The 25,672-nt window shown below is 70.2% G+C and carries 19 protein-coding genes; 11 read left to right on the top strand and 8 right to left on the bottom strand.

The window, feature by feature from the left end; genetic code table 11:
- Positions 1–45 precede the first annotated feature (45 nt).
- The gene (locus AW273_RS26880; protein WP_198168379.1) at positions 46–948 is read left to right on the top strand and encodes an NmrA family NAD(P)-binding protein; all 903 of its coding nucleotides are present in this window, start codon (positions 46–48) and stop codon (positions 946–948) included.
- Here the strand turns inward: AW273_RS26880 and AW273_RS26885 are convergent.
- Entirely contained in the window at positions 941–1,837 is an 897-nt protein-coding gene (locus tag AW273_RS26885) for an LCP family protein (protein WP_062353787.1), read from the bottom strand. The two genes, AW273_RS26880 and AW273_RS26885, sit on opposite strands and share 8 nt — an antisense overlap.
- Before the next feature lie 472 nt (positions 1,838–2,309).
- Here AW273_RS26885 and AW273_RS26890 point away from each other — a divergent pair, with 472 nt between their 5' ends.
- From AW273_RS26890 to rfbD, 4 genes are read left to right on the top strand one after another with little or no spacing between them, the layout of a single operon-like run.
- Entirely contained in the window at positions 2,310–3,671 is a 1,362-nt protein-coding gene (locus tag AW273_RS26890) for a sugar transferase (RefSeq protein ID WP_232327615.1), read from the top strand.
- Positions 3,672–3,675: 4 nt separating this feature from the next.
- A complete protein-coding gene (locus tag AW273_RS26895) occupies positions 3,676–4,743 on the top strand; it encodes a glucose-1-phosphate thymidylyltransferase (RefSeq protein WP_062353793.1) in 1,068 nt (355 codons plus the stop codon).
- Positions 4,740–5,681 (top strand): dTDP-glucose 4,6-dehydratase, encoded by a 942-nt coding sequence (gene rfbB / locus AW273_RS26900; RefSeq protein ID WP_062353796.1) that lies wholly within the window; start codon positions 4,740–4,742, stop codon positions 5,679–5,681. Before AW273_RS26895 ends, rfbB begins: the two co-directional genes overlap by 4 nt.
- Entirely contained in the window at positions 5,678–6,502 is an 825-nt protein-coding gene (rfbD, locus tag AW273_RS26905; protein ID WP_062353798.1) for a dTDP-4-dehydrorhamnose reductase, read from the top strand. The genes rfbB and rfbD overlap by 4 nt, the downstream gene beginning before the upstream one ends.
- Here rfbD and AW273_RS26910 read toward each other — a convergent pair.
- The 6 genes from AW273_RS26910 to AW273_RS26935 all read right to left on the bottom strand — a co-directional run bounded on the left by AW273_RS26910 (position 6,499) and on the right by AW273_RS26935 (position 13,802).
- The gene (locus tag AW273_RS26910) at positions 6,499–7,458 is read right to left on the bottom strand and encodes an FkbM family methyltransferase (RefSeq protein WP_062353801.1); all 960 of its coding nucleotides are present in this window, start codon (positions 7,456–7,458) and stop codon (positions 6,499–6,501) included. The genes rfbD and AW273_RS26910 overlap by 4 nt on opposite strands.
- A 105-nt stretch (positions 7,459–7,563) precedes the next feature.
- A complete protein-coding gene (locus tag AW273_RS26915; protein WP_062353803.1) occupies positions 7,564–9,186 on the bottom strand; it encodes a PQQ-binding-like beta-propeller repeat protein in 1,623 nt (540 codons plus the stop codon).
- A gap of 19 nt (positions 9,187–9,205) precedes the next feature.
- Positions 9,206–10,219: a YncE family protein gene (locus tag AW273_RS26920; RefSeq protein ID WP_062353807.1), complete on the bottom strand. Its 1,014-nt coding sequence runs from the start codon at positions 10,217–10,219 to the stop codon at positions 9,206–9,208.
- On the bottom strand, positions 10,197–11,465 hold the full coding sequence (locus tag AW273_RS26925; RefSeq protein WP_062353810.1) for an MATE family efflux transporter: 1,269 nt from the start codon (positions 11,463–11,465) through the stop codon (positions 10,197–10,199). Before AW273_RS26925 ends, AW273_RS26920 begins: the two co-directional genes overlap by 23 nt.
- Positions 11,465–12,622, bottom strand: coding sequence for a GumC domain-containing protein (locus tag AW273_RS26930; RefSeq protein ID WP_062353813.1), 1,158 nt, complete (start codon positions 12,620–12,622; stop codon positions 11,465–11,467). Before AW273_RS26930 ends, AW273_RS26925 begins: the two co-directional genes overlap by 1 nt.
- A gap of 61 nt (positions 12,623–12,683) precedes the next feature.
- Positions 12,684–13,802, bottom strand: a complete 1,119-nt coding sequence (locus tag AW273_RS26935) for a glycosyltransferase family 4 protein (protein ID WP_062353816.1) — start codon at positions 13,800–13,802, stop codon at positions 12,684–12,686.
- Between the two features lie 72 nt (positions 13,803–13,874).
- On the opposite strand from AW273_RS26935, the gene AW273_RS26940 reads away from it, so the two are divergent.
- Positions 13,875–14,966, top strand: coding sequence for a DUF1972 domain-containing protein (locus tag AW273_RS26940; protein ID WP_062353818.1), 1,092 nt, complete (start codon positions 13,875–13,877; stop codon positions 14,964–14,966).
- Positions 14,963–15,820, top strand: coding sequence for a phosphotransferase (locus tag AW273_RS26945; protein ID WP_062353821.1), 858 nt, complete (start codon positions 14,963–14,965; stop codon positions 15,818–15,820). The genes AW273_RS26940 and AW273_RS26945 overlap by 4 nt, the downstream gene beginning before the upstream one ends.
- On the opposite strand, the gene AW273_RS26950 is transcribed toward AW273_RS26945, so the two are convergent.
- The gene (locus AW273_RS26950) at positions 15,798–16,694 is read right to left on the bottom strand and encodes a sulfotransferase domain-containing protein (RefSeq protein ID WP_062353824.1); all 897 of its coding nucleotides are present in this window, start codon (positions 16,692–16,694) and stop codon (positions 15,798–15,800) included. The two genes, AW273_RS26945 and AW273_RS26950, sit on opposite strands and share 23 nt — an antisense overlap.
- A gap of 97 nt (positions 16,695–16,791) precedes the next feature.
- Here AW273_RS26950 and AW273_RS26955 point away from each other — a divergent pair, with 97 nt between their 5' ends.
- From AW273_RS26955 to AW273_RS26970, 4 genes are all read left to right on the top strand, one after another.
- On the top strand, positions 16,792–18,066 hold the full coding sequence (locus AW273_RS26955) for an O-antigen ligase family protein (RefSeq protein ID WP_062353827.1): 1,275 nt from the start codon (positions 16,792–16,794) through the stop codon (positions 18,064–18,066).
- A gap of 10 nt (positions 18,067–18,076) precedes the next feature.
- Positions 18,077–19,708, top strand: coding sequence for a hypothetical protein (locus AW273_RS26960; RefSeq protein WP_062353830.1), 1,632 nt, complete (start codon positions 18,077–18,079; stop codon positions 19,706–19,708).
- Entirely contained in the window at positions 19,705–21,378 is a 1,674-nt protein-coding gene (locus AW273_RS26965) for a right-handed parallel beta-helix repeat-containing protein (protein WP_062353834.1), read from the top strand. Before AW273_RS26960 ends, AW273_RS26965 begins: the two co-directional genes overlap by 4 nt.
- Before the next feature lie 118 nt (positions 21,379–21,496).
- On the top strand, positions 21,497–25,669 hold the full coding sequence (locus AW273_RS26970) for a LamG-like jellyroll fold domain-containing protein (protein ID WP_062353837.1): 4,173 nt from the start codon (positions 21,497–21,499) through the stop codon (positions 25,667–25,669).
- The last annotated feature ends 3 nt before the right edge of the window (positions 25,670–25,672 follow it).

Here is a 25,672-nt window from a genome sequence, read left to right on the forward strand (position 1 = left end):
AAGTTCGTTTCCGTATGATCACTCAGAGTGACATAGGGGGTTGTGGTGGCCGGAAGGCTGGTTCTCGTCCCGGGATCCCGGGGCCTGGGGCGCAAGGTCCTGGAGCGGTTGCACCGCATGGACGTGCCCGTCCGCGCCATGGTCCGCCACGACGACCGGCGCGCCGAAGACCTGCGGGCCCTCGGCGTCGAGGTCGTCATCGGCGATCTGACCAGGCCGGAGACCGTCGCCGCGGCCCTCGACGGGGTCTCGCGGATGTACTTCGGGATGGCCGTGTCGCCCGACCATCTCCTGGCGGCGGCCGTCGTGGCGTCGGTGGCCAGGGACATGCGGGTGCTCGACGGCCTGGTCGACCTGTCGCAGATGACGGTGTCCCAGATGACCTCCACCAGCACCGCCGAGTCGGACCAGCAGCGTCTCCACTACCTGGCCGAGCGGGTCTTCGACTGGTCGGGCCTGCCGGTCACCCACGTCAGGCCGACCGTCTTCCTGGACAACCCGCTGTTCACCACCCTGGCCGCGCGGTCGATCCGCGAGAACGGCACCATCGCGCTCCCGTTCGGCTCGGGCCGCACCTCGCCCATCGCCACCGACGACGTCGCCCGCGTGGTCGCGGTGATCTTGCGTGACCCCTCTCCGCACATCGGCGAGGTCTACCAGTTGACCGGCCCGAACACCCTCGACATGCACGGCGTGGCCGAGGAGTTCGCCAAGGCCCTCGACCGGTCGGTCACCTACCGCGACGTCCCGCTCGACCAGTGGATCGCCGACGTCCTGCCGAAGACGGGCCTGCCGCCGCACGCTCAGCAGCACGTCGCGACGATGGCCCGGCTCCACCGCGAGAACCGCTACGACCGCCACACCGACGACGTCTTCCGCGTCACCCGTCACCCGGCGCAGACGGTCGAGCAGTTCGTGGCCGCGCACCGGAGCCTCTACGTCAGTTGACCTGTTTGGTGTTGGACGTGCCGCCGTAGTCGTCGAAGTACTGCTCCAGCTTGTCGTCTCTGATCGCCGCGTACATGATCTTCGCCGCCTTCTCGTTGAGGCGGACGATGCTCGCGCCCTTGACCGTGTCGGTTCCGGCCAGGGGCAGGGTCGAGGCGACCAGGCTGCCGCCGCGGATGTTGCGGAGTTCGATCGCCAGGTCGCGCAGGGTGCCGATGGAGACGCCGGAGTCGACGCTGATCGATTTGGTCAGGGCGCCGAGGAAGTCGTTCAGGGCGAAGGGGTCGGTCAGCACGCCGCCGTTGATGAGTTTGTCGGCGACCGCGCGGAGGAAGGCCTGCTGGCGTTTGATGCGGTCGAAGTCGCCGCCCGGCAGGCCGTAGCGCTGGCGGACGAACAACAATGCCTTCTCGCCCTCAAGATGCACCGTTCCCTGCGGCCAGGTGATCTTGTTGGCGGAGTCGTACGTCTCCCGTGAGACCTCGACCTCCACTCCGCCAATGGCTTTGCTCATGGCGACGAAACCGCTGAAGTCGAGTGCGGCGAAATGGTCGACGCGCACTCCCGTGAGCTTTTCCACGGTCGAGATGAGCAGTTTGGGGCCGCCATAGGCGTACGCGGAGTTGATCTTATCGGTGCCGTGGCCGGGGATCGGCACATAGGAGTCGCGCGGGATCCCGACGAAGAACACCCGCGCCCGGTCGGCGGGCAGGTGCACCAGCATGATCGAGTCGGCGCGGTTGAAGCCCTTCTCTCCCGGGCGGGCGTCCGAGCCGATGAGCAGCCAGTTCTGGGCCTCGCCCACGGGCTTGGCCGGGCGTTCGGGCTCGGCGGGGAAGACGTCGTCGATGCGGGTGATGTTGCGGTCGTAGGTGTACTGCCGCTCCATCGCGATGGTGAAGAGGGCGGCCAGCGGAAGTGACAGAACCAGTAAGGAAACGATAAGAATGTTACGTTTGCGTGTAGAACGCTTTTTCGGTGCTGGCTCGTCTGTGGTTTGGCTCACGTCAGGACGTCCCGGGTGGAGAGCTGCGAGGATGCCGAAAATATCCAGGTCGAAGTGGATGTGCGCGCAGCTGTCCAGAGCCGCGTCTGAAGTATAAATGGCCTTATGTGGACATTCAGATGAACTTTCCTCTATGTTGCGGCGATCTTACGATCGTTCCACCGCTCACTGGCTTCAAGGTCAACAAGATCGGTCAGTGATCTAGGTAAACCAACGGTACAGGTGGGGCGTCCGTCAGGTAACAAGTGTGGGGGAAAGGCGCATCTGCGACATGGATGTTGCTCTTGAAGAGGTGGTTCGCTCCGGGGTCAATGATCCCGGCTGGTCACGGCGCTACATCCGCGCCGCTGTCGCCATGGACACCCTGAGTGGTGCCGTGGCCATTCAGGGTGTCCTGCTGGCGCGCTTCGCGCTGGGGATCGCCCATCCCATCGAGGTGCCTCTCGGGCTGGCCATCGCCACCGGCTGGCCGCTCACCGTGGGGCTCGTCGGGGGGTACGACCGGCGCCACATCGGTGACGGCGCCGACGAATACCGAAAGATCATCCACTCCGCCGCCATCCTCGCGTCGGTCGTCGCGATCAGCGCCTACGTCACCCAGACGTCGATCGCCCGCTCCTACGTCATGGCCGGCATCCCGATCTGCGCGCTGCTCACGCTCGGCGTCCATTACGCCCTGCGCAAGCGGCTGCACCGCCGGCGTCGCAACGGCGAGTGCCTGCGGCGGGTGGTCGTCGTCGGACATTGGACCTCGGTGCTCGACCTGCACGCGCAGTTCTCCCGCGAACGCCACCACGGCATGCGGATCGTGGCCGCGTGCGTGCCGCCCGACCAGGCCGGGCAGTTACCCGCGCAGGTCGACGGGTTCCCGGTGCTGGGCGACTTCGGGAACGTCCCGGAGGTGGTCGTGGCGTCGCAGGCCGACAGCGTGGCCGTGCTCGCCTGCCCCGAACTCGACGGCCACGCGCTGCGGCGGCTGGCCTGGCAGCTTGAGGAACGCGGCACCGAGCTGCTCGTCGCGACCGCGCTGATGGAGGTGGCCGGGCCCCGCATCAACATCCGGCCGGTGGCCGGGCTCGCGCTGCTGCACGTCGAACACCCCGACATCAGGGGCATGCGGCAGGCCGTGAAGAGCGTGTTCGACCGGGTCGTGGCCAGCATGGTGCTGCTGATCCTGCTGCCGTTCATGCTGGCCATCGCGGCGGCGGTCAGGATCAGCAGCCCGGGGCCGGCGCTGTTCCGGCAGGCCCGGGTCGGCAAGGACGGCGAGGTCTTCACCGTCTACAAGTTCCGCACGATGACGGTCGACGCCGAACACCGCAAGATCACGCTTCGAACGTTCGGCGACGACGGCAACGGGGTGCTCTTCAAGCTCAGGAACGATCCAAGGGTCACCCCGCTCGGAACGTGGCTCCGGCGGTACTCCCTCGACGAGCTGACCCAGCTCATCAACGTCATCAAGGGGGAGATGTCCCTCGTGGGACCACGCCCGCCGCTGCCCGAGGAGGTCGCCCAGTACGGCGACGACGTCCGGCGGCGGCTGCTGGTCAAGCCCGGCATGACGGGCCTGTGGCAGGTCAGCGGGCGGTCCGACCTGACGTGGGAGGAGTCCGTGCGGCTCGACCTGCGCTACGTCGAGAACTGGTCGCTCACCCTTGACGTGCTCATTCTCTGGAAGACGTGGTCGGCCGTGTTCGGCGGGCGGGGAGCGTACTGACACCATGAAGGCCCTGGTTCTGGCGGGGGGCTCGGGCACCCGCCTGCGGCCCATCACGCACACGTCGGCCAAGCAGCTCGTACCGGTGGCGAACAAGCCGGTGCTCTTCTACGGCCTGGAGGCCATCGCCGACGCGGGGGTGCGCGACGTCGGCATCGTCGTGGGCGACACCCAGGCCGAGATCGAGGCGGCGGTCGGCGACGGCTCGCGCTTCGGCCTGAACGTCACCTACCTGCGGCAGGAGGCGCCGCTCGGGCTGGCGCACGCGGTGAAGATCGCCCGTGAGTTCCTGGGCGGCGACGACTTCGTCATGTACCTGGGTGACAACTTCATCGTCGGCGGCATCCGCTCGCTGGTCGCCCGGTTCGGGCACGACCGCCCGGCCGCGCAGATCATGCTCACGCAGGTCCCCGACCCGACGCAGTTCGGCGTGGCCGAACTCGACGGGAACGGCCGGGTCGTCGCCCTCGAAGAGAAGCCGAAGGCGCCCAAGAGCGACCTCGCGCTGGTCGGCGTCTACCTGTTCACCGCCGCCGTCCACGAGGCGGTGGCCGAGCTCAAGCCGTCGGCGCGCGGCGAACTGGAGATCACCGACGCGATCCAGTGGCTCATCGACGACGGCCGCCGCGTCGAGTCGACGGTCATCTCCGGCTACTGGAAGGACACCGGCAACGTCGCCGACATGCTGGAGGTCAACCGGCTGGTGCTGGAGTCGCTGCAGCCGGAGGTGCGCGGCCACGTCGACGCCGCCTCGGAGCTCATCGGGCGCGTGGTCGTCGACGAGGGCGCGGTCGTGACCGGCTCGCGCATCGTCGGCCCGGTCGTCATCGGGCCGGGCGCGCTCGTCCGCGACTCCTACGTCGGGCCGTTCACCTCGGTGGCGGCCGGCTGCGTGATCGCCGACAGCGAGATAGAGTATTCGATCCTGCTGGCGCGCTCGTCCATCACCGGGGTGCGCCGGGTCGAGGCGTCGCTGATCGGCCACGACGTCGAGGTCACCCCGGCTCCCAACACGCCCCGGGCCCACCGGCTGGTGCTCGGCGACCACAGTAAGGTGCAGATCTCCGCATGACACGTGTCCTGGTCACCGGCGGCGCCGGGTTCATCGGCTCCCATTTCGTGCGCACCCTGCCCGACGCGAAGATCACCGTCCTCGACAAGCTCACCTACGCGGGCAACCGCGCCAACATCGAGGGCGTCGACCACGACTTCGTCCACGGCGACATCTGCGACCCCGATCTGCTCGCGGAGGTCGTGCCGGGCCACGACCTGGTGGTGAACTTCGCCGCCGAGAGCCACGTCGACCGGTCGATCGACGGCGCGGCCGACTTCGTGCGCACCAACGTGCTCGGCGCCCAGACCCTCATGCAGGCCTGTCTCGACGCCGGCGTCCCCAAGGTCGTCCAGGTCTCCACCGACGAGGTCTACGGCACCATCGAGACCGGCTCCTGGGACGAGAGCGCCGCGGTGAACCCGCGCTCGCCCTACTCGGCGGCCAAGGCCGGGGGCGACATGATCGCCCGCGCCTACGCGGTCACCCACGGCCTCAACGTCTCGATCACCCGCTGCGGGAACAACTACGGCCCCTACCAGTACCCCGAGAAGGTCATCCCGCTGTTCGTGACCAACCTGCTCGAAGGGCGGCGGGTCCCCCTCTACGGCGACGGCGGCAACATCCGCGACTGGGTGCACGTCGACGACCACTGCCAGGGCATCCGCCTCGTGGCCGAACTCGGGGAGCCGGGCGAGGTCTACCACATCGCCGGCACGGCCGAGATGTCCAACCGCGAGCTCACCGGCCACCTGCTCGCCGCGTGCGGCGCGACCTGGGACAGCGTCGACTTCGTCGACGACCGCAAGGGCCACGACCGCCGCTACAGCCTCGACGACACACGGTTGAGGGCCCTCGGTTACGCCCCCCGCCAGGCCTTCGACGAGGGCCTGGCCGACACGGTCGCCTGGTATCGCGACCACCCGACCTGGTGGAAGCCGCTGAGGGGCTGGGCATGACGCGCTGGCTCGTCACCGGCGGCGGGGGCATGCTCGCCTCCGATCTCGTCCGCGTCCTCGACCGTGCCGAACTCGGCGCCGACGTCCGCGCACCCTCCCGCGCCGAACTCGACATCACCGATGAGGCCGCCCTTATAGAGGCCGTGAGCTGGGCCGACGTGGTCGTGAACTGCGCGGGCTGGACCGCGGTCGACGACGCGGAGACCCACGAGGAACAGGCACTCAAGGTCAACGCGCCGCACGCGCTCGCCGAGACCGCGGGCCGCAAGCTCGTCCACATCTCCACCGACTACGTCTTCTCCGGCGAGGGCGGCGAGCCCTGGCCGGAAGACGCCCCGACGGGCCCGATCAACGCCTACGGCCGCACCAAACTGGCCGGGGAGAAGACGGTCCTCGACCATCACGGCACGGTCGTCAGAACCGCCTGGTTGTACGGCGCCCACGGCCCCAGCTTCGTGCGCACGATGGCCCGCCTCGAACGGTCGCACGAGGTCGTCACCGTCGTCGACGACCAGCACGGCCAGCCCACCTGGACCCACGACCTGGCCCGCCGGATCGTCGACCTGGTCGATTCGGGCGTCCAAGGGGTCTTCCACGGCACCAACTCCGGCGCCACCACCTGGTACGGCCTGGCCCAGGAGGTCTTCCGCCTGCTCGGCGCCGATCCGGCGAGGGTCCGGCCGGTCCCCTCGGAGGCGTTCCCCCGCCCGGCGCCCCGCCCGAAGAACAGCGTGTTGTCCCACGGCGCGTGGGCGTCGGCGGGCCTCAAGCCGATGCGCGACTGGCGAGAGGCCCTGCACGACGCCTGGCCCGAGCTCTAGAGACCCTTCTCCGCCGGCACGACGATCACGTCCCGGGAGCCGTAGCGCGGCAGCGGCTCCTCGGACGCCAGTTCGGCGTCGGTGATGACGTGCAGGGCGTCGTGGCCGATGGCGCGGATCTCGTAGTTCTCCGCGCGCAGGTCGCGCAGCACCTGGCGGAGGGCCGGAACGTTCCTGAGCACCTCGACGACGATCGTGGGCCGGGAGGCCAGCAGTTGCGGCCAGACCGCGCGCAGCACGCCGGCCTCGTAGCCCTCGATGTCGAGCTTGATGAGGTCGACGCCCTCGACCAGGTCCGACATCCGCACCGTAGGCACGGTGATCGTCCGGGAGGCCGGGCGGTTGCTGATGCCCTCGCCGCCCTCCGACAGGTAGGCCCCGGTGGGTGCGACGTAGCTCTCCTGGTCGGGCAGCGACAACTCCAGCGTGGCGGGGGCGTCGTCGGGCACCACGGCGGCCTGGATCACCTTCACGTTGGCGAGCCCGTTGAGATCGGCGTTGCGCGACACGATCGCCGCCGCCTCGGGGTTGGCCTCCACGGCGACGTACGGCGTCGTCCCGGCCGCCTCCGCGCCCTGGACGGTGTAGTAGCCGATGTTGGCGCCCAACTCCAGGATGGAGGTGGCCTTGGCGCACAGGTCCCGCCAGCAGGCCGTCTCCATGCCCTCGTAGCCGCGCTCGCCGTACCAGAACAGGATGCGCACCAGGCGCGACTCGACGGCGGCCAGCCGGATGCGGGGGTTGTCCGGCAGGGCGAAGTCCGCGACGAATCCCAGCGGGCGGTGCCGCAGCACCTTCACCACCTGGCCGAGCAGGGTGCGCGACAACCCGGAGGAGGAGTGGAATCCCGAGCGGGTCTTCATCGTCACTCCGGGCGGCACCACGACGAGGGCGCGGGAGAGCAGTTCCCGGGCCCGGACCCGGGCGCGCAGGACGGGCGAGAGCTTTTCGACCATGGACTTCTCTCGAATCGGGGCAAAGGTATCGACCCACAATAAGGGTGACCATGGTCGTTTATGGGGGCCCAATTCGATCAGGAAAGTCGCGCCCGCCCCGCCGTTTCAGCGCGCCCGCAGGCGCAGGTCGAAACTGATGTCGCTGGAGTCGGGCCGGTCCTGGTGGATCTCCACCGTGATCGTGTTCTGGCCCTGCTGGAGCTGGCCGGGCGACAGGGACACGTCGGTCCACTGCGACTCGGCCGTGCCCGAGATGGTGGAGAGCGCCCGGGTGGCGGCGGTGACCGTGCCGGTCGGCAGGTTGTCGCGCCAGATCTCCGTCCCGTTCAGGTAGACGACCGCGCCGTCGTCGCGGATCACGCTCATGGTGACCTGGCTGAACGCGGCGGCGACGCCGAAGGTCGTGCGGAAGTAGTAGGTGATGCGGCCCGGCGCGACCTGCTGCCGCTCGTCGCCGTCGCCGAACCCGAACTGGGCGAGGCCCTGCGGCCAGCCGGAGTCGTCGAACCCGGCCGCCCGCCAGGCCGTGCCCTGGTCACTGCCGTCGTCGAGGTAGCGCCACGACGAGCCCGCCGGCACCAGCATCACGTCGCCCGACGCCGGGATCAGCGGGAACTCGGTGTAGTTGGGCCGGGAGACCCCGTTGAGCTGGCTGTAGCCGCCGCCCGCGCGCAGCGCGTCGGGCCCGGCGTGCAACGCGAACACCTGCCCGTTGGCCGTGGGCGCGAAGTCGGTGTCGACCGCGCCGGTCCCGGCGTCGACGGCCACGAAGTCACAACGCTGGAACCCGGAGAAGTCAGGGCAGAAGTGGCCGGCGGCGTACACGTAGGAGCCGCGCACCGCGACCGACTCCACGTCTCCGTCGGCGGTACGCTCCCAGCGGCGCGATCCGTTGCTCAGGCGGTAGGCGGCCAGTCGTCCGCCGACCCCGGCGATGGCGGCGTACACGCTGTCGGCGTCGGCGGCCAGGTCGAGCACCCAGCACTGGTTGCTCGGCACGTCGCAACTCGCGGGCGGGGTCCAGCCGGTGACCGCGCCGTTGAGGCCGACCGACCCGAGGAACAGCCGCGTCGCGCCGCCGAGGGTGCGGAACTGCCCGCCGACGATCACGCTGCCGCCGTCGGGGGCCGCCGCCATGGCCATGATCGTGTTGTTGGCGCCCGGGTTCCAGGCGCGCAGCGCGCCGCTGTTCAGGTCGACGGCCGCCAGCCGGGTCCGGTTCTGCCCGGCGACCTGCGTGAACGCGCCACCGGCGTAGAGGGTGTCGCCGATCACGGCCAGCCCGCGCACCGTGCTGTTCGCGGCGGGCGTCCAGCCGCCGACGACGTTGCCGGTGGCCAGGTCGATGGCCGCCAGCCGGGTGCGGCCCTGCCCGGCCACCGTGGTGAAGTCGCCGCCGAGGAAGACCCGGCCGTTCCCGACCGCGAGCACCTGCACCGCGCCGTTGACCGCGGGCGACCACGTGCGGATCAGGTCTCCGCTGGCCGCGTCGAGCAGGGCGACCCGCTGACGGCCGACGGTCTCGCCGGTCGTGGAGTGGCGCAGGCTGGTGAACTCACCCGCGATCACCACCCGGTCGCCCGTGTGGGCGATGGCCAGGACCCGGCCGTTCGGCAGCCAGTTGGCGCGGGGCTGGGCCGAGTAGTCGGCCGCCCACGCGGGGGCCGCCAGCAGCCCGGTCAGCAGGAACGAGAGAGACAACACGGCCAGGATCGAGCGTCTGCGCATGGCCGGAGTATGAACCCGATTAACGCCTCAGTCGACGGATGACCGCGCCGATTCCGATCAGCACCACGAGCCCCGCCGCGCCGCCCAGCATGAGCTGCGGCAACCTCGACGGCTCCGTGGCCCTGGCGGTCTGCTGGATCGCGTTCGGGTCGGGCTGCGGCCCGGGTTTGCGGATCGGGCCGGTCACCAGGTCTTTGGGCAGCGCCCACGCGAACACCGCGCTCTTCTCGCCCTCGCTGCCGACGAGCAGCGTCTTGCCGTCGGCGCTGAGGGCCATCGACTCGCCCTGCGGCTGCTTCGGCGCGTCGATCGTCTGCACCACCTGCCCGGTCACGTCGGTGAAGATGCGGATCTTGTTGAGGCCGCGCAGGTACATGCGGCCGTCGTAGCCGATCAGGCCGTCGGAGATGACATGGGGGACCGCCACCAGCTTCTCCAGCCGGTTGGCCACACCCGGCACCAGCGACGCGGGGGCGCCGTAGACGGCCCCTCCGGTCGGGGTCTTGCTGACGAAGTAGAGGTTGCCGTTGGTCGGGTTGATCAGCACGGCCTCGGAGTCCTGCGGGCCGTCGGGGTAGACGATCGGATAACGCTCGGCGGTCACCGTCGTGTCGGCCAGGACCTTCGGCTCGGGGAAGACGAACAACGTCACCCCCGCCTGGCGGGTCTTGTCGTTGTCGCCGGTGTCGGCCAGGTAGACGAGGGCGTTGCCGCGCTGGTCGACGAAGCCGCCCATGGCCTCGGTGTCGACGGCCGCGGGGCCCTCGACGGTGACGGTCGCCAGGGTCGTGCCGTCGGGGCCGATGGCGTAGAGGGTGGCCGGTCCGGCGCCGTCGTTGTGGGTCCAGACGACGCCGGGGTGGAGCGGGGAGGCGTACAGGCCGCTGGATTCGGTGATCTTCGGGTTGTCGATGACCCGGTCCTGCTTCCAGGTGGCCCTCAACGGCGCCGGGGGGGCCGGTTCGGCGTACGCGGGCACCGCCGCCGTCAGGGCGAACGCCAGAACGGCGCTACTCAGCAGCGTGCGTCTCATGGGGGATCTCATTCCGTGACGGGACGGGGGCCGTGCGGCGAAGGTGCCACCATAGGAGGAAACCCGAGGCCAGGCCGCCGAATCCGATGCAGTAGGGAGCCAGGTGGGCCAGATCGGGGGCGACCGCGAGCACGACCAGCATGGCCGTCAGGCCGATGCCGGTCTCGGCCGCCCTGACCATGAACACCAGGCGGGACAGGGTGTAGGCGGCCGCCATCATCGACAGCGGCAGCGTGGCGGAGAAGCTGACCGTGTAGGCCACCCAGCCGCCCACGGTCACCGCGTCGAGGGTGAACGCGCCGCCGGTGATGAGCGGGCCGGCGTACCCGAGGACCGCGATGGCCGCCACTCCGCAGGCGAGCGTGCCGGCGATGAGCACCAGCGACGCGGCCAGCGCGTTGCGCGGCCGGATCGGCGCCCCGGCGTCGCGCCGCCGCACGAACGTCGGCAGCAGATAGGAGCCCGCGCCCTGGACGACCGTCAGCGCCGGCGACATCAGCAACCGCCCGGCCTCGACGGCGGCCAGCACCGCACGCGACGCGAACGTGTCGATCGCCACCCGCATGACCAGCAGCGCGACCGGCCGCAACGACGCCTGCGCCGACCGCCACGCGGCGAAGGAGGTCACCTCGCCGAGCCCGGCCAGGCTCGGGCGCGGCAGCCGGTATTCCGCCGACGGCAGCAGCGCCAGCGTCAACCCCAGCGACACGAGTTGCCCCGCGCACATCGCGCCCAGGATCCACGTCAGCGTGAACGGCGTGCCGGTCAGCCAGAGCCCGGCCAGGATCGCCAGCGTCACCCCGACGTAGACGACGTCGTTGAGCACCAGGCGGCCGAACTCCAGCCGCGCGTTGAGCAGCCGCCGCGCGCTCTCCTGCGGCAACCACAACACCGTGAGCAGCGCGAACGCCGCGACGCCCGGCGCGTCGGCCAGGCGGAGCGCCAGCGCGAACACCACGCCGACGAGGGTCCCGGCGGTGGTCAGCCCCAGGATCGAGGCGCACAACGCGGCCCGCACCCGCGGATTGAAACGGTCCAACACGGTGAGCGAGTCGCCCACCCATGAGGAGAAGACGGTGGTGACCGCGACGAGCACGGCCATCATGATCGCGTAGGCGCCGAACGCCTCGGGGCCGAGGAACCGGACCGCGATGAGCTGTAAGACGACGCTCCCGCCCGCCGTGACGGCCTGGGAGGTGACGGAGCCGCCCGCCCGTGCGAGGAGCCCGCGGAGGGAACCGGCCATCAGGAGGCGGCGCCGGTGTCGATCGTCACCACGGGCTCGGCGTCGTCATCGGGCGGATCGGCGGGCGCCTTGGTCGCGGGTTTCCTGGACGCGGGCGTCTTGGCAGGCGGCGGTTCGGGCCAGCTCCGGATCGGCGGCGGAGGTGTCGGCCGCTCCGGCGCGGGCTTCTCGGCCGCCGCTCTCTCGATCGCGGGGGCCGCGGGCTCCGGTGGTTTGGCGGGCAGGCTGATGCGCTCGAATGCGGCCGTCGGGCGGTCGTCGTATTCGGCCTTGACGGGGGCCGAGCCGTTGATCTCGGGCCGGGGCAGCAGCGGGCGGCGCGGCTGGGCGGGCTTGTGGCGCTGACCGGTCGGGGTGGTCACCTCGCGGATCGTGCCGATCGGGTTGGTGGCGCGCAGGAACGCGATGACGATGGCCAGCAGCGCGCCGACCGCGAGGCCGATCGCGATGTTGGTCGGCACCTTGCTCGGCGTGATCTTCAGTGGGTTGGCCTGGTCGACGAACCGCACACCGCCGCCGAACTGGGCGAGGTCGATCGTCGCCTCCGACTCCTTGAGCTGGAGCTGCACCAGCGCCTCGGTCAGCGACGACTCGGTGGCGCTGCCGTTGGGGGCCCGCTTCAGATCGTCCTGTACGCGGGCGCGCGTGGACCGCACGCTCTTGAGCAGCTTCTCCTGCTCGCGCTGCGCGTCGGCCTCGGTGAGGATCTGGTAGGCGGCGACCACCGCGTTGGCCATCTGCGCGGCCAGTTTGTCGGTCTTGGCCGTCGAGGTGACCACGACGATGCCGCCGGCCGTTCCGGGCGAGGCGGTGACGCTCTGCCGCAGGGTCTCCAGGTCGACGACGACCTTCTGCTCGTTCTCGAGAAGCTGCCGGGCCCGGTCGAGCACGCCCGCCGACTGGGCGAACGCGGCCCGCTGGGCGGTGTAGGCGATGTAGCTGCTGTCGGAGGACACGCCCATGCGCAGATAGGTGGTGCTGCGCGGGTCGACCACCGCGAACCGGGCGGTCGCCTCGACGTTGCCGAAGACGAAGAAGGTCGCCGCCCCCGCGGCGACCGCGGCGACGAGGATCAGTACGAGCGACGACCATCGATAGCGCCACACGGCCTCAAGAAGACCGACCTCGGGGGTCTCGTCACGTTGGTCTGTGGCCACGAATGCCTGTTCTCCCCGCTTGTGCATTCCTCTTCACGTAAAGAAGTGGTCGATTCACAGTTTAGACATCAGCGTCCGGCCCGAGAATCGCCCGCTCCATCGCCGTCGTGTAACGCAATAGGCCGAATCGGGACGTGGCGTCGTCGAAACCCCTGTTCGCGAGGGCTTTCGCGGCGGTCCAGTCGTTAAGCAGGGTTTCGACGGCGTCGGCGAGCGCGACCGGGTCGCCCGGCGCCACGAGCAGGCCGTTCTTCCCGTCGTCGACGATTTCCGCCAATCCCTGCACCCGGCTGGCGACCACCGGGCGGCGGGCCAGCATGCCCTCGACGGCCACCAGGCCGAAGGGTTCGACCCGTGAGGGCACCAGCACGACGTCGGCCGTGGCCAGAAGCGGCCACACCGGGTCGGTGAACCCCGCGAAGACCACCCCGGGCCCGAGTTCCGCCGCCTTCGCGCGGAGCTCGGCCTCGTACCACTCGTAGCCGGGGAAGATGGTGCCGGCCAGCGTCAGCTTGATCGTGTGACCCCGGCCGACCAGGAGTTTCGCCGCCTCGACCGCGACGTCGTTGCCCTTGCGGGGAGACAGGCGGCCGACCAGGACCAGGTGTCCCTCGTGCTCGGGGCGGGGATCGGCGGGCGGGGGACCGGCGACGCCGTTGTGGATGACGGTCGTTTTGCCGTCAGGGCCGCCGTCGGCCACGATCCGGTCGCGCACGCTCCGGCTGATCGCGATGATCGTGTGCGCCAGCCGCAGCGGCAGGGTCAGCGCCCGCCTGATCGGCCCGGGAACCCCCTCCTCCGCCTCGTGTACGTGGCACACCACCTTCGGCACCCGCGCGAGCCGCCCGGCCAGCAACCACCAGGGGATGGTGACCGTGTTGACGTACAGCACCGAAGGACGGTCGCGCCGCAGGTAGGACACCATGCGGGGGAGTGTCGTGGCCAGCGCCCAGGCCAGCCTCACCAGGCCGGCCGGCTTCAGATAGGCCTTGCGGAGCACCGGCACGGGCAGGATCTCGACCTTCGCCCCGGCCGCACGAATCAAAACGGACAAAGGGCCGTCGGTGGGCAAAGTGACCGTGATTTCGGCTTTTTCCGCCAGGGCCCGGACCGATTCGACGAGCATGCGGTCGGAGCCGTAGAGATCGGGCGACGGGTGGGCCATCACCACTCGAACCATGGTTGCCGCATCCAAATGTTTGATTACCGTTTACGGTTGGATGTTCATCTTGTCATCCATCGAAGGGGACGCATGCGGATCGCCATGATCGGGACTCGCGGGGTGCCGGCCCGTTACGGGGGCTTCGAGACCGCCGTCGAGGAGATCGGGGCACGCCTGGCCGACGCCGGGCACGACGTCCGGGTCTACTGCCGGGGGGCGGTGGAGAAGATCCCGGCGTACAAGGGGATGACGCTCGTCCATCTTCCCGCCGTGCGGCACAAGATCATGGAGACGCTCAGCCACACCGCGCTGTCGGTCGGCCATGTGCTGCTGCACCGCACCGACGTCGCGCTGGTGTTCAACGCGGCCAACGCGCCCTTGCTGCCGTTCCTGAAGCTGGCGCGCATCCCGGTGGCCACCCACGTCGACGGGCTGGAATGGAAGCGGGCCAAATGGAACGGTGCAGGGCAGCGCTACTACCTGGCGGTCGAGAAGTTGTCGGTGCGCTGGTCGAAGCAGATCATCGCCGACGCCGTCGCGATCCAGGACTACTACCGCGAGACCTACGCGGCCGGCAGCGTCATGATCCCCTACGGCGCGCCCGTCCAGGAGCGCTGCGACGACGACCTGCTGAAGGCCGAAGGCTATGAACCCGGCGGCTACCACCTGGTGGTGGCCCGGTTCGAGCCCGAGAACCACGTCGACCTGATCGTCGAGGGCTACTCGCGCAGCGCCGCCCGGCTGCCCCTGGTCGTCGTGGGCTCGGCGCCCTACGCCGAGGAGTACGTGCGGAAGATCGACGACCTGGCCGCCAAGGACGAGCGGGTGAAGCTGGTCGGCGCCGTCTGGAACCAGGACCTGCTCGACGCCCTCTACGCCGGATGCGCCACCTACCTGCACGGCCACTCCGTCGGCGGCACCAACCCGTCGCTGCTGCGGGCCATGGGCGCGGGCGCCCCGACGATCGCCTACGACGTCGTGTTCAACCGCGAGGTCCTCGCCGAGTCGGGCGTGTTCTTCGGCGGCCCCGACGACCTCGCGACCGTGATCGAACAGGCCGAAGACGACCCGGCCGCGTGCCGCCACCGGGGCGACCTGGCCCGTGGGCGCGCCCGCGTCCACTACACCTGGGACGACGTCGCCGCCCGCTACGAGAAACTCTGCCAGGACCTGCGCGGATGAGTTTCGTGCGCTACCCGCCGGGCCGGGCCAACGTCTGGATCCCGGTCAGCGACGCCCGGTCGGCCGCCGCCGGGCTGTCGCTGCTCACCTTCTCCAAGCCCCTCCCGCTGCTGGCCCAGCGGATCCTGCACCGGGTGGTGCTGGTCGGCGGGCCGTGGTTGCTGCCGGGCCGGCGCGAACGCTGGGAACCCCCGGTCGAACGCTGGGACCAGATCCTCCGCGAGGTCGCCGGGGTCGTCGGCCCGATCGACGAGGTCGCCCTCTACCTGCGCCCGCAGGCGTCCCGGCCGGGCGCCGCCGCCCTCCTGATCCAGAAGGGCCATCCCGTCGGGTTCCTCAAGGTGCGCGACGGGCTCGACCGCGAGGCCCGGGTGCTGCGGCTGCTCGACGGCGGCGACGGGTTCCGGGTGCCGGTCGTCCTGGGCGAGGGCCACTCGTGGCTGCTGATCTCGGCGATGGAGCCGGTCCCCGCCCGGCCGGTCAGGAAGGTCGACGTCGTCGACCTCACCGGCCGCATCCAGCGGCTGCTCGCCCGGTTGCCCAAACCCCCCGGCACCCCCGGCCACTGGCTGCCGATGCACGGCGACCTCACTCCGTGGAACCTGCGCCGCACCCGGGGCAGGGAACCGTGGCTGATCGACTGGGAGGACGCCGCCTGGGCGCCCCCCGGCGCCGACGAGGTCTATTACCGGGCCGCCGAGACGACCCTGTTCGGGGTCGACCCGGTGCCCACGGGCTACGCCGAGGCGGCCGCCCACTGGGAGGCCGTGATCTCCAAGCGCAGCGACGACCTGCCGCTCAACGGCGGCATGCTCGCGGCGCTTGAGGTGCTCAGCCGGCCGTCCAGTCGCTGAGCCCGCGCCCGAGCATCTCCTCCAGCCGCCGGTTGTGCGGGGCGAAGTGGTGGGCCAGCCTCTTGCGCACGTCGTCGGGCATGTCACCCGGGGCGGCGGCGTTCCAGACCTTGCCCGCCGCGGGCAGGGGCGCGGGCGGCAGCCCGAGGAACTCCGCCGCGCCGTCGCAGGCGGCCTGTGGGTCGCGGTAGAAGTCCTCGCTGGTCAGGATGTGGAACCGGTCGCGGGGGAAGTGGGCGAACCACCGCTCGAGACAGCGGGCGTACTCGCTCTGGGCGACGTACGACTGCTGCTCGTGGGCGTAGGACAGGTACGCCGGATCAGCGATGATCTTCGCCTCCTCCCCGGCGGTCCGCGACTCCTCGGCGGCCAGGGCCTCCTCGAACGACAGGGTCTCCGCGCCCGCGCGCACCCGCTCCCGGTAGTGGGAGAACGTGCGCTCCACCGGATCGCGTAACACCAGCAGGATGCGCGCCGTTGGCACGTTCCCGGCGGCGCGTCCGGCGGCCAGCGGATGGTGGAGGTAGTAGGGCGAGCCCTCCCCCGCGACCACCGGGCCGCCCGCCCGGCGCTCGGCCCGCGCCCGGCTGAACCGGCTCGGCAGGTGCGAGCGGTACCACCGCATGCCGCGGGTGTAGTTCGAGTCGAAGTAGTGCACGCCCTTCGTGTGGTTGGCCTTGGGCAGCAGCCCGGCCGCCGGGAACAGCGGAATCACCCTCGGATGCTCGAGCAGTGCGAAATAGAACGACGTCGATCCCCCGCGTTTGGCCCCGATGAGCAGGAAATCGGGGTCGGGCCGGAACGCCGCCGTCGCCATGCCCCAGCCCCGGATGGCGGTTCGGCCCGCGTTCATCACAGGTTCAGGGAGCTTCATCTGACTCGTCCTCTCAACCGGTCCATAGTGAAAAGTTATTAACCGCTCGTATGCTGGCACACGTCACCAAGCGGAGCGGCGATTCGGGGGGACCGGCGTGAGAGGTGCGCGCCACCGGCGGCTCCGCACGCAGTGGTGGCCGACGCTGCTGCCTCTCGGCATGATCCTCGCGAGCGACTACAAGTTTCGTTCGCGCGACGTGTCCGAAGCGGTCGGCGGCGGCATCGACGCCACCGTGCTGCTGGAGATCGGCGTCTACGGCCTCTGCGCCCTCTACCTCTATCGCCGGTTCGGCCTCCGGGCCCCCCGGCGGGCGGCTCCGGCCGCGTTGATCCTGGCCTGGTTGTTCGCGGCCTACTGCGCCCTGTCGGTGTTGTGGACCCCGTTCCCCCCGTTCGCCGCCGTGCGGGCGAGCCAGCTCCTGGTCACCGCGATCGTCTGCCACGTGATCGCGACCCGGGCGCGGCGCGACGACCTCTACCGGCTGGCCCACGTGTTCGTCGGCCTGGTCGTGGTCTCGGTGGCGTTCGGCGTGGCGATGCCGCTCAAACGCACCCCCAACACGGTCGACCGGTTCAACTGGCTCTACGTGCATCCCGTCACGGCCGGCATGTTCCTGGGCGTCGCGTTGCTGCTGTGCCTGGCGTTCCTGCTGCCGAACGGGTTGCCGAGACGTTTCCCGTGGCCGGTCTACGCCGGTTCCGCGGCGGTCACGGCCGCGGCGCTGGTCGCCACCGGCACCCGGGGGGCGGCGGTCGGCATCCTCGCGGGGGTGGCGGCGTTCCTGCTCACCGCCCGGGGCACCCGGGGCCGGATAGAGGTGATCATGGTCGGCACGCCGATCGTGGTGCTGCTGCCGCTGCTGTTCGGCGACAGGCTCCTGGAGTTCGCCACCCGTGGCGAGACCGTCGAACAGTTGGAGAGCCTCAACTCGCGTACCGACCTGTGGACCTTCGCCTACCAGGCGGTGATGAACCGGCCGGTGTTCGGCAACGGCATGTCGTCGGCGCGTGGTCTGTTCCTCGACGCCCTGGGGCTCGGCGGCGGTCACAACATCTTCGTCAACGTGCTGGTCGAAGGCGGCCTCGTCGGCGGGGCGATCTTCTGCCTGCTCCTCGTCGTGGTGCTGACGGTGAACCTGTCGTTCACCAGGGTCAGGGAGGTCCGGGTCGAGGCGGCGCTGCTGCTCGGTTTGATGACGTTTCTGGTGATCGACGGCTTGACCGCCGATCAGATGGCGGGCGCGGCGAACGTCGCGTCCATCTGGATGTTCCTCATCGTGGCGTGGACTTGTGTCATCACACGTAAACCTGTGAGACGTGACGAGCGTCACGATACGCGTGAGACCGGTGTGGTCTCACCTGTGCCCTGAAGGGGACCAAATGCGCAAGACCCTGATATCGGGCCTGATCGCCGCGTTAGCGGTGACGCCCGTCCCCGCGGCGATGGCCGACACGGCCCCCGCCACCGGGGAACTCGCCACGGTCACGGCCGACGCGCTGCCCACCTGGCAGACCGACGGCGTGGTGTTGACGATCGAGATCGTCAACGGCGTGACCTATGTGGGCGGCAACTTCGACAACGTCCGGCCGCCGGGCGTCCCCAAGGGGGGCGCGGGTGAGGTGCCGCGGGTCGGGCTGGCCGCGTTCGACACCGCCACCGGCGACCTGCTGCCGTGGAACCCGGTGGCCTTCTCTCCGACGTTCACCAGCGACACGGCGCAGAACGAGTGCGACAAGATCTCCGCCGACACCTACCGCTGCGACACGGTCTGGGAGATCAAGGCCTCGCCCGACGGCTCGAAGATCTACGTCGCCGGCGACTTCAACAAGATCGACAACTCGCGGCGCGACCGCATGGCGGCCTTCGACACCGCCACCGGCGCCCTCGACCCCGACTTCAAGCCGGTGTTCAACAACCGGGTGCGCGCGGTCGCCGTCTCCGACACCACCGTCTACGCGGGCGGCCACTTCACCACCGTGAACGGCGAGACCCGCACCCGCCTGGCCGCCTTCGACGCCTCGACCGCCGTCCTCACCTCGTGGGCGCCGACGGCCGACAGGCGCGTCAACGCGATGGCGCTCACCCCCGCGGGCAACCGCCTCATCGTCGGCGGCGACTTCGACCGCATCAACGGCGTCAAGCAGCACGGCCTGTCGGCGGTCAACGTCAGCGACGGCTCCAAGGGCACGTTCAACAGCAACGACATCCCGGCCGAGAGCTCCACCAAGCGCTCGTGGGTGACCGACATCGTCTCCGACGGCACCCGCATGTACGCCAGCGCCAACGGCGAGGGCACCTTCGACGGCCGCCTGGCCTTCAACCCCGACAACGGCTCGCGGATCTGGATCAACAACTGCCTCGGCGCGACCCAGGCGATCTCGGTGATGGGCGGCGTCCTCTACAGCGGCAGCCACGCCCACCGCTGCAGCATGCAGTCCTACTACGGCGGCGACGGCTTCCCCGAGACCAAGCCCCACCGCCGTTACCTCGCCGAGCCGGCCGGCACGGCCCAGGGCGCCAAGCAGACGATCCTCCACTGGTTCCCCAACTCGGCCCCCGGCACCACCTACCCCTGGGTGCAGGGCCCGTGGGCGATGGCCAACGACGGCGTCTACCTGTGGGCCGGCGGTGACTTCACCGAGGTCAACGACGTCGCGCAGCAGGGTCTGACCCGCTGGACCTTCCACGAGACCAGCCCCGACGTCGGCGGCCCGATCCAGGCCGGGTTCGCCGCGCCGACCGCCCAGGCCGTCGGCGGCGGCAAGGTGACCGTGCGCTGGGGCGCCACGTGGGACCTCGACAACCGCAAGGTCCGCTACGAGGTGCTGCGCAACGACGGCCAGGTCGCCTGCACCGCCGAGGCCTTCTCGGTGTTCTGGAACCTGCCGAACCTGTCGTGCCAGGACACCGGCCGGACCCCGGGCGCCTCGCACACCTACCGGGTGCGCGCGATCGACCCGTACAACAACCGCGTCTCCAGCCCGACCGGCGCGGCGGTGATCGTTTCGTGAGACGGGGGCTCGCCGCCGCGGGGGCCGTCGCCCTCGCGGTGGCGGGCGTCCTGATCTGGGCCGCGCTGATACGGCCCGACACCGGCGGGCCGGCCCAGCCGTCGTGGCAGACGGCCGGGCCGGCCCCGCTGGGCACGGCCGACTATCCCGTCCCCGAGGGCGCCTTCTTCGTCGCCCCCGACGGCGACGACGACGCGCCCGGCGACGGAGCGAAACCCTGGCGGACCCTCGCCCACGCGGTGGAGACCGCCCCCGAGGGCTCGACGATCGTCCTGCGCGAAGGCGTCTACCACGAGAAGGTGGAGATCTTCCGCAAGCGCCTGGCCATCCAGAACCACCCCGGCGAGGTCGTGTGGTTCGACGGCAGCGAACCGGTCGGCGGCTGGGTCCGCGACGGTTCCCGATGGCGTCGCGACGGCTGGGACGTGCGGTTCGACAACACCGACTTCACCGCGGGCGGCGGCGAAGACTGGCACATGGTCGACCCCGGCCATCCGATGGCCAACTGGCCCGACCAGGTCTTCGTCGACGACCGGCCGCTCGCCCAGGTTCAGACCGCCGAGCAGGTCGGCCCCGGCGCCTTCTTCGTCGACTACCAGGCCGGCCGCCTGTTCATCGGCGACGACCCCACCGGCCGCGACGTGCGCGCCACCACCCTCGACGAGGCCCTCTACTTCGAGGGCGCCGACGGGTCGTCCCTCAGGGGCGTGGGGGTACGGCGCTACGCCACCTCCCTGGCCAGGATCGCCGCCGTCAAGGCCTTCGCCGACGACATGACGATCGAGAACAGCGTCTTCGCCCAGACCTCGGTCACCGGCCTGTCCCTCAAGGGCGCCCGGATCACCGTCAGGAACAACCTGTTCGAGGGCAACGGCCAGGTGGGCCTCGGCGGGCACAAGTCCGACGACGCCACGATCGTCGGCAACATCAGCCGGGGCAACAACGTGGAGCGTTTCATGATGACCCCGGTCTCCGGGGGCCTGAAGATCACCGAGTCGAGGCGCATGACGGTCGTCGGCAACCTCATGGAGGACAACCGGGGCCCCGGCATCTGGCTCGACGAATCGGTCGTCGGCGCCGTGGTCGCCCGCAACATGGTGCGGAACAACGCCCACCACGGCATCCATTTCGAGATCTCCGCCGACGCGCTCATCGCCGGAAACGTGGTGACCGGCAACGGCACTCACGGCATCTATGTGAACGAGTCGAGCGACGTACGGATCTGGAACAACACCGTGACCGACAACAAAGGCCGGCAGATCTATGCGATCGACGGGGCGCGGCAGCAACTCACGCCGGGGGTGACCTGGAATGTGAGTGGCGTCGAGGTGCGAAACAACGTGCTTTCCTCGGCCGGGCCCGAACCCCTCGTGGCGGTGCGCGACCTGACCCGCCGCAAGGGCGCCGCCGACATGGCCGACCTCGACCACAACGTCTATCACCGCCGCGGACCAGGGCCGCTCGCCGACTGGGCCGACTGGACGCGGGCGGACGCCGAGGTGGCCACCCTCGCCGATCTGCGCCGGATGACCGGTCAGGAAATCCACGGCAGTGAGCCGAAAAATGGTGATTTGCCCGATGGTGCGCCGTGGCCTTCCGACGTCGCGAAGGTGTTCGGCCGGGAAGCCGGGGCGGTGCTTAAATCCGGCGCTCCAGAAGGTGAACTTTAATCGTTACTTCACGCCCCAGGCGTTACTCCTTGCTTGATTAAACCGTTCCATTACGCTTGCAGCGATGTGAGAACGATCTCCTGAGATGTAGGTAACCGTGGTAATTCGATCATCGCGAGTGGCCGCCTTCCTGGCCGCGTCATTACTGGGGGCGTCGCTCGCGGCGATCCCCCTCCCCGCCCGGGCCGACATCGACCCGCCGCCGGGAGTCCCCGAGACCGTCACGGCCGACGCCCTGCCCACGTGGCAGATCAACGGCGTGGTCTGGAAGATGGCCACGGTCGGCAACACCGTCTACGCGGTCGGCAGCTTCACTCGCGCCCGCCCGCCGGGCACCGCCCCCGGGAACGCGGCCGAGGTGGTGCGGTCGAACATCCTGGCCTTCAACATCACCACGGGTAACGTCACCTCCTTCGCGCCGACGCTCAACGCCCAGGCCCGCACCATCGCCGTGTCGCCCGACCAGACGAAGATCTACATCGGCGGCGACTTCACGCAGGTCAACGGCCAGACCCGCAACCGGGTCGCGGCCTTCGACGTCGCCACGGGCAACCTTGAGTCGTGGGCGCCCTCGGTCGGCAACGTGGTCCGCGCGATCACGGTCTCCAACTCGACCGTCTTCCTCGGCGGCAACTTCTTCAACGTCAACGGCCAGAGCCGTAACCGCCTGGCCGCGGTCAACCGGAGCAACGGCGCCAACCAGCCGTGGGCCCCCGACACCGACGACGAGGTCTTCGCCCTGATCATGTCGCCCGACCAGAGCCGGGTCATCGTGGGCGGCAAGTTCCAGCAGCTCAACAACGCCACCCGGGTGGGCATCGGCGCCCTCGACCCGGTCACAGGGGACTCGCTGCCGTGGAGCAGCAACCCGATCCCGGCCCGGATCGGCAACGACTACTCGATGACCTACGACCTCACCACCGACGGCACCAACATCTACGCCGCGGCCGACGGCGAGGGCTGGCACTGGTTCGACGGCCGGTTCGCGGTCGAGCCCAACACGGGCGACCTGATCTGGCTCGACAACTGCTACGGCGCCAGCTACAGCGTCTTCCCGATCAACCAGGTGCTCTACAGCGTCGGCCACGCCCACGACTGCGAGTCGCTGCGCGGCTTCCCCGAGGTCTCGCCGACCCGCTGGCAACGCGCGCTGGCCACCACGACCGTCCCGACCGGCACCGACCCGATGCCGCCGTCGAACAACAGCCAGTACAGCGGTCAGCCGACGCCGACCCTGCTCCACTGGTTCCCGCAGGTCAACGCCGGTTCCTACACCGGCATGAACCAGGGTGGCTGGGCCCTGTCGGGCAACAGCAACTACCTGGTCATGGGTGGCGAGTTCACCACCGTCAACGGCAGCGCGCAGCAGGGCCTCACCCGGTTCGCGCTCAAGGCGAACGCACCGAAGACCTCCGGGCCGATCCCGACGGCCGACCTCACCCCGACCGCGGTCTCGCTCAACGCGGGCACCGCCCGGCTGAGCTGGAAGACCACCTGGGACCGCGACCACGCGAAGCTGAAATACCAGATCCTCCGCGACGGGGGCACGACCCCGATCGGCGAGGTCGAGGTCGACTCCAACTTCTGGACCCTCCCGTCGGCCGGCTTCATCGACGAGGGCCTCGCGCCCGGCTCCGTGCACACCTACCGGGTCCGCGCCGTCGACCCCCAGGGCAACGCCGTCGGCAGCGGCACCTCAGCCCCGGTGACGATCTCCTCGGCGGGTGCGCTCAGCGACTACGCCGAAGCCGTCATCGACGACGGCGCGAGCGCCTACTGGCGTCTCGGCGAGGCCTCCGGCACCACCGCCTTCGACTACGCCGCCTTCACCGACGCCACCCGTGACGCGGGCACCTCCCAGGCGAGCCCCGGCGCGATCAACGGCGACGCCGACGCCGCGGCGGCCTTCAACGGCACCGGCACCGGCCTGGTGAAGACCAACAGCACCGTCGCGACCACCCCGGCCTTCTCGATCGAGGCCTGGGTCAAGACCACGTCGAACCAGGGCGGCAAGATCGTCGGCTACGGCAACGCCGCGACCGGCGAGTCGGGCAGCTACGACCGCCACGTCTACATGGACAACGCCGGCCGCGTCTACTTCGGCGTCTACCCCAACGCGGTCCGCACGGTGAACAGCGCCCCCGGCTTCAACGACGGCCAGTGGCACCACATCGTGGCCACCCAGGGCAGCGGCGGCATCGCCCTGTACGTCGACGGCCGCCGCGTCGGCCAGGACCCGTCGGTCACCACCGCCCAGTCCTACTCCGGCTACTGGCGGATCGGCGGCGACAACCTCAACGGGTGGCCGAACCGCCCGACCAGCCTCTACCTGAACGGCCAGATCGACGACGTCGCGATCTACCCGACGGCCCTGCCGCTGTCGAAGGTCGACGCCCACTTCGTCGCCTCGGGCCGCACCAGCCCGATCCCGCCGCGCCCGGCCGACGACTACGGCCGCGTCGTCTACGACGACGAGCCGGTGACCTACTTCCGCTTCAACGAGGCCAACGGCCCGACGGCGATCGACGCCAGCACCAGCGGCGTCAACGGCACGTTCAGCAACACCGGCGTGACCTACGACCAGACGGGCGCGATCGTCGGCTCGACCAACCGGGCGGTCCGGGTGCAGAGCGGCGGCCGGGCCATCTCCGGCAACCTGACGAGCAACCCGACGACCTACTCGGCCGAGGCCTGGTTCCGCAGCTCGTCCAACCAGGGCGGCAAGATCGTCGGTTTCGGCAACACCGCGACCGGCACCAGCGGCAACTACGACCGCCACGTCTACATGCGCAACGACGGCCGCCTGGTCTTCGGCACCTACACCGGCGCCTTCAACCTGATCACCACCACGGCCGCGTACAACAACAACCAGTGGCACCACCTCGTGGCGACGCAGGGCGCCGACGGCATGAAGCTCTACGTCGACGGCGCGCTCGTCGGCACCCACGCGCAGACCGGCGCCGAGAGCTACTCGGGCTACTGGCGCTTCGGCGGCGACAACCTGAACTCCTGGCCCAACCGCCCGAGCTCCGACAACTTCAACGGGTTCATCGACGAGGGCGCGATCTACGCCAAGGTGCTCACCCCGGCCGAGGTCGCCCAGCACTACCAGGAGGGCAGCGGCACCGGCCCGGCCAACCAGCCGCCGACCGCGTCGTTCACCTCGACCTGCACCGATCTTTCGTGCTCGTTCGACGCTTCGGCGTCCGCCGACGCCGACGGCTCGATCGACGGCTACGCCTGGGACTTCGGCGACGGCCAGACCGGCACCGGCGCCACGCCGAGCCACATCTACCCGGCCGCCGGCGACTACCCGGTCACCCTGACGGTCACCGACAACGACGACGCCACCGCCAACAGCGGCGACGTGGTCGTGCCCCGTCCGGCCGCCAACCCCCCGTCGATCATCGCGGACGACACGTTCGGCCGGACCCTCAACGGTTCGCTGGGCACCGCCCAGACCGGCGGCCCGTGGACGCTCGTCGGCGGCGCCGGCAACTTCTCCGTCGACGGCAACGCGGCCAAGCTCGTCCTCCCGGCGACGACGGCCAACCCGCGCGCCTACCTCGACGGGGTGTCCAGCACCACCGCCGACCTGTCGTTCTCGATCGCGTCCGACAAGGTGGGCACCGGCAACGGCACCTACCTGTTCGCCACCGGCCGTCGCGTCGCGGGCGTCGGCGAGTACAAGGTCCGGGCGCGGCTGCTCCCGTCGGGCGTCGGCCTGTCGCTGATCCGCACCGCCGGGGCCAGCACCGACACCCTCATCACCGCCGAGACCACCATCCCCGGCCTGACCTACACGCCGGGCCTGGTGCTCAACATGCGGGTGCTGGTCACCGGCACCAACCCGACGACGATCTCCGGCAAGGTCTGGAACGCCGCCGGGACCGAACCCGCCGCCTGGCAGGCGACGACCACCGACGCCACCGCGAACATGCAGGTCGCGGGCGGCGTGGGCATCGGCGCCTACCTGTCGGGCACCGCGACGAACGCCCCGATCGTCCTGACGGTCGACGACCTCGCCGCGAGCAACCTGGCCGCCGCGCCGACGGCCGCGTTCACCCCGACCTGCACCAGCCTGACCTGCGACGTCGACGCCTCGGCCTCGACCGCCGGGTCGGCGGCGATCGCGAGCTACACGTGGAGCTACGGTGACGGCGGCGCCCCCAGCACCGGCCAGACCGCCTCGCACACGTTCACGACGCCGGGCACCTACCGGATCACCCTGACGGTGACGGGCACCGACGGACGGACCTCGGTCGCCGTCCAGACCGTGAACGTCGCCTGATGA

The organism is Herbidospora yilanensis, assembly GCF_001570565.1.
Taxonomy (GTDB): domain Bacteria; phylum Actinomycetota; class Actinomycetes; order Streptosporangiales; family Streptosporangiaceae; genus Herbidospora; species Herbidospora yilanensis.

Bases quoted from the DNA above. Each gene is read 5' to 3' on its own strand.
- AW273_RS26885 (WP_062353787.1), bottom strand. From the start codon at position 1,837: ATGGAGCGGCAGTACACCTACGACCGCAACATCACCCGCATCGACGAC.
- AW273_RS26890 (WP_232327615.1), top strand. From the start codon at position 2,310: ATGGACACCCTGAGTGGTGCCGTGGCCATTCAGGGTGTCCTGCTGGCG.
- AW273_RS26895 (WP_062353793.1), top strand. From the start codon at position 3,676: ATGAAGGCCCTGGTTCTGGCGGGGGGCTCGGGCACCCGCCTGCGGCCC.
- rfbB (WP_062353796.1), top strand. From the start codon at position 4,740: ATGACACGTGTCCTGGTCACCGGCGGCGCCGGGTTCATCGGCTCCCAT.
- rfbD (WP_062353798.1), top strand. From the start codon at position 5,678: ATGACGCGCTGGCTCGTCACCGGCGGCGGGGGCATGCTCGCCTCCGAT.
- AW273_RS26910 (WP_062353801.1), bottom strand. From the start codon at position 7,458: ATGGTCGAAAAGCTCTCGCCCGTCCTGCGCGCCCGGGTCCGGGCCCGG.
- AW273_RS26915 (WP_062353803.1), bottom strand. From the start codon at position 9,186: ATGCGCAGACGCTCGATCCTGGCCGTGTTGTCTCTCTCGTTCCTGCTG.
- AW273_RS26920 (WP_062353807.1), bottom strand. From the start codon at position 10,219: ATGAGACGCACGCTGCTGAGTAGCGCCGTTCTGGCGTTCGCCCTGACG.
- AW273_RS26925 (WP_062353810.1), bottom strand. From the start codon at position 11,465: ATGGCCGGTTCCCTCCGCGGGCTCCTCGCACGGGCGGGCGGCTCCGTC.
- AW273_RS26935 (WP_062353816.1), bottom strand. From the start codon at position 13,802: ATGGTTCGAGTGGTGATGGCCCACCCGTCGCCCGATCTCTACGGCTCC.
- AW273_RS26940 (WP_062353818.1), top strand. From the start codon at position 13,875: ATGCGGATCGCCATGATCGGGACTCGCGGGGTGCCGGCCCGTTACGGG.
- AW273_RS26945 (WP_062353821.1), top strand. From the start codon at position 14,963: ATGAGTTTCGTGCGCTACCCGCCGGGCCGGGCCAACGTCTGGATCCCG.
- AW273_RS26950 (WP_062353824.1), bottom strand. From the start codon at position 16,694: ATGAAGCTCCCTGAACCTGTGATGAACGCGGGCCGAACCGCCATCCGG.
- AW273_RS26960 (WP_062353830.1), top strand. From the start codon at position 18,077: ATGCGCAAGACCCTGATATCGGGCCTGATCGCCGCGTTAGCGGTGACG.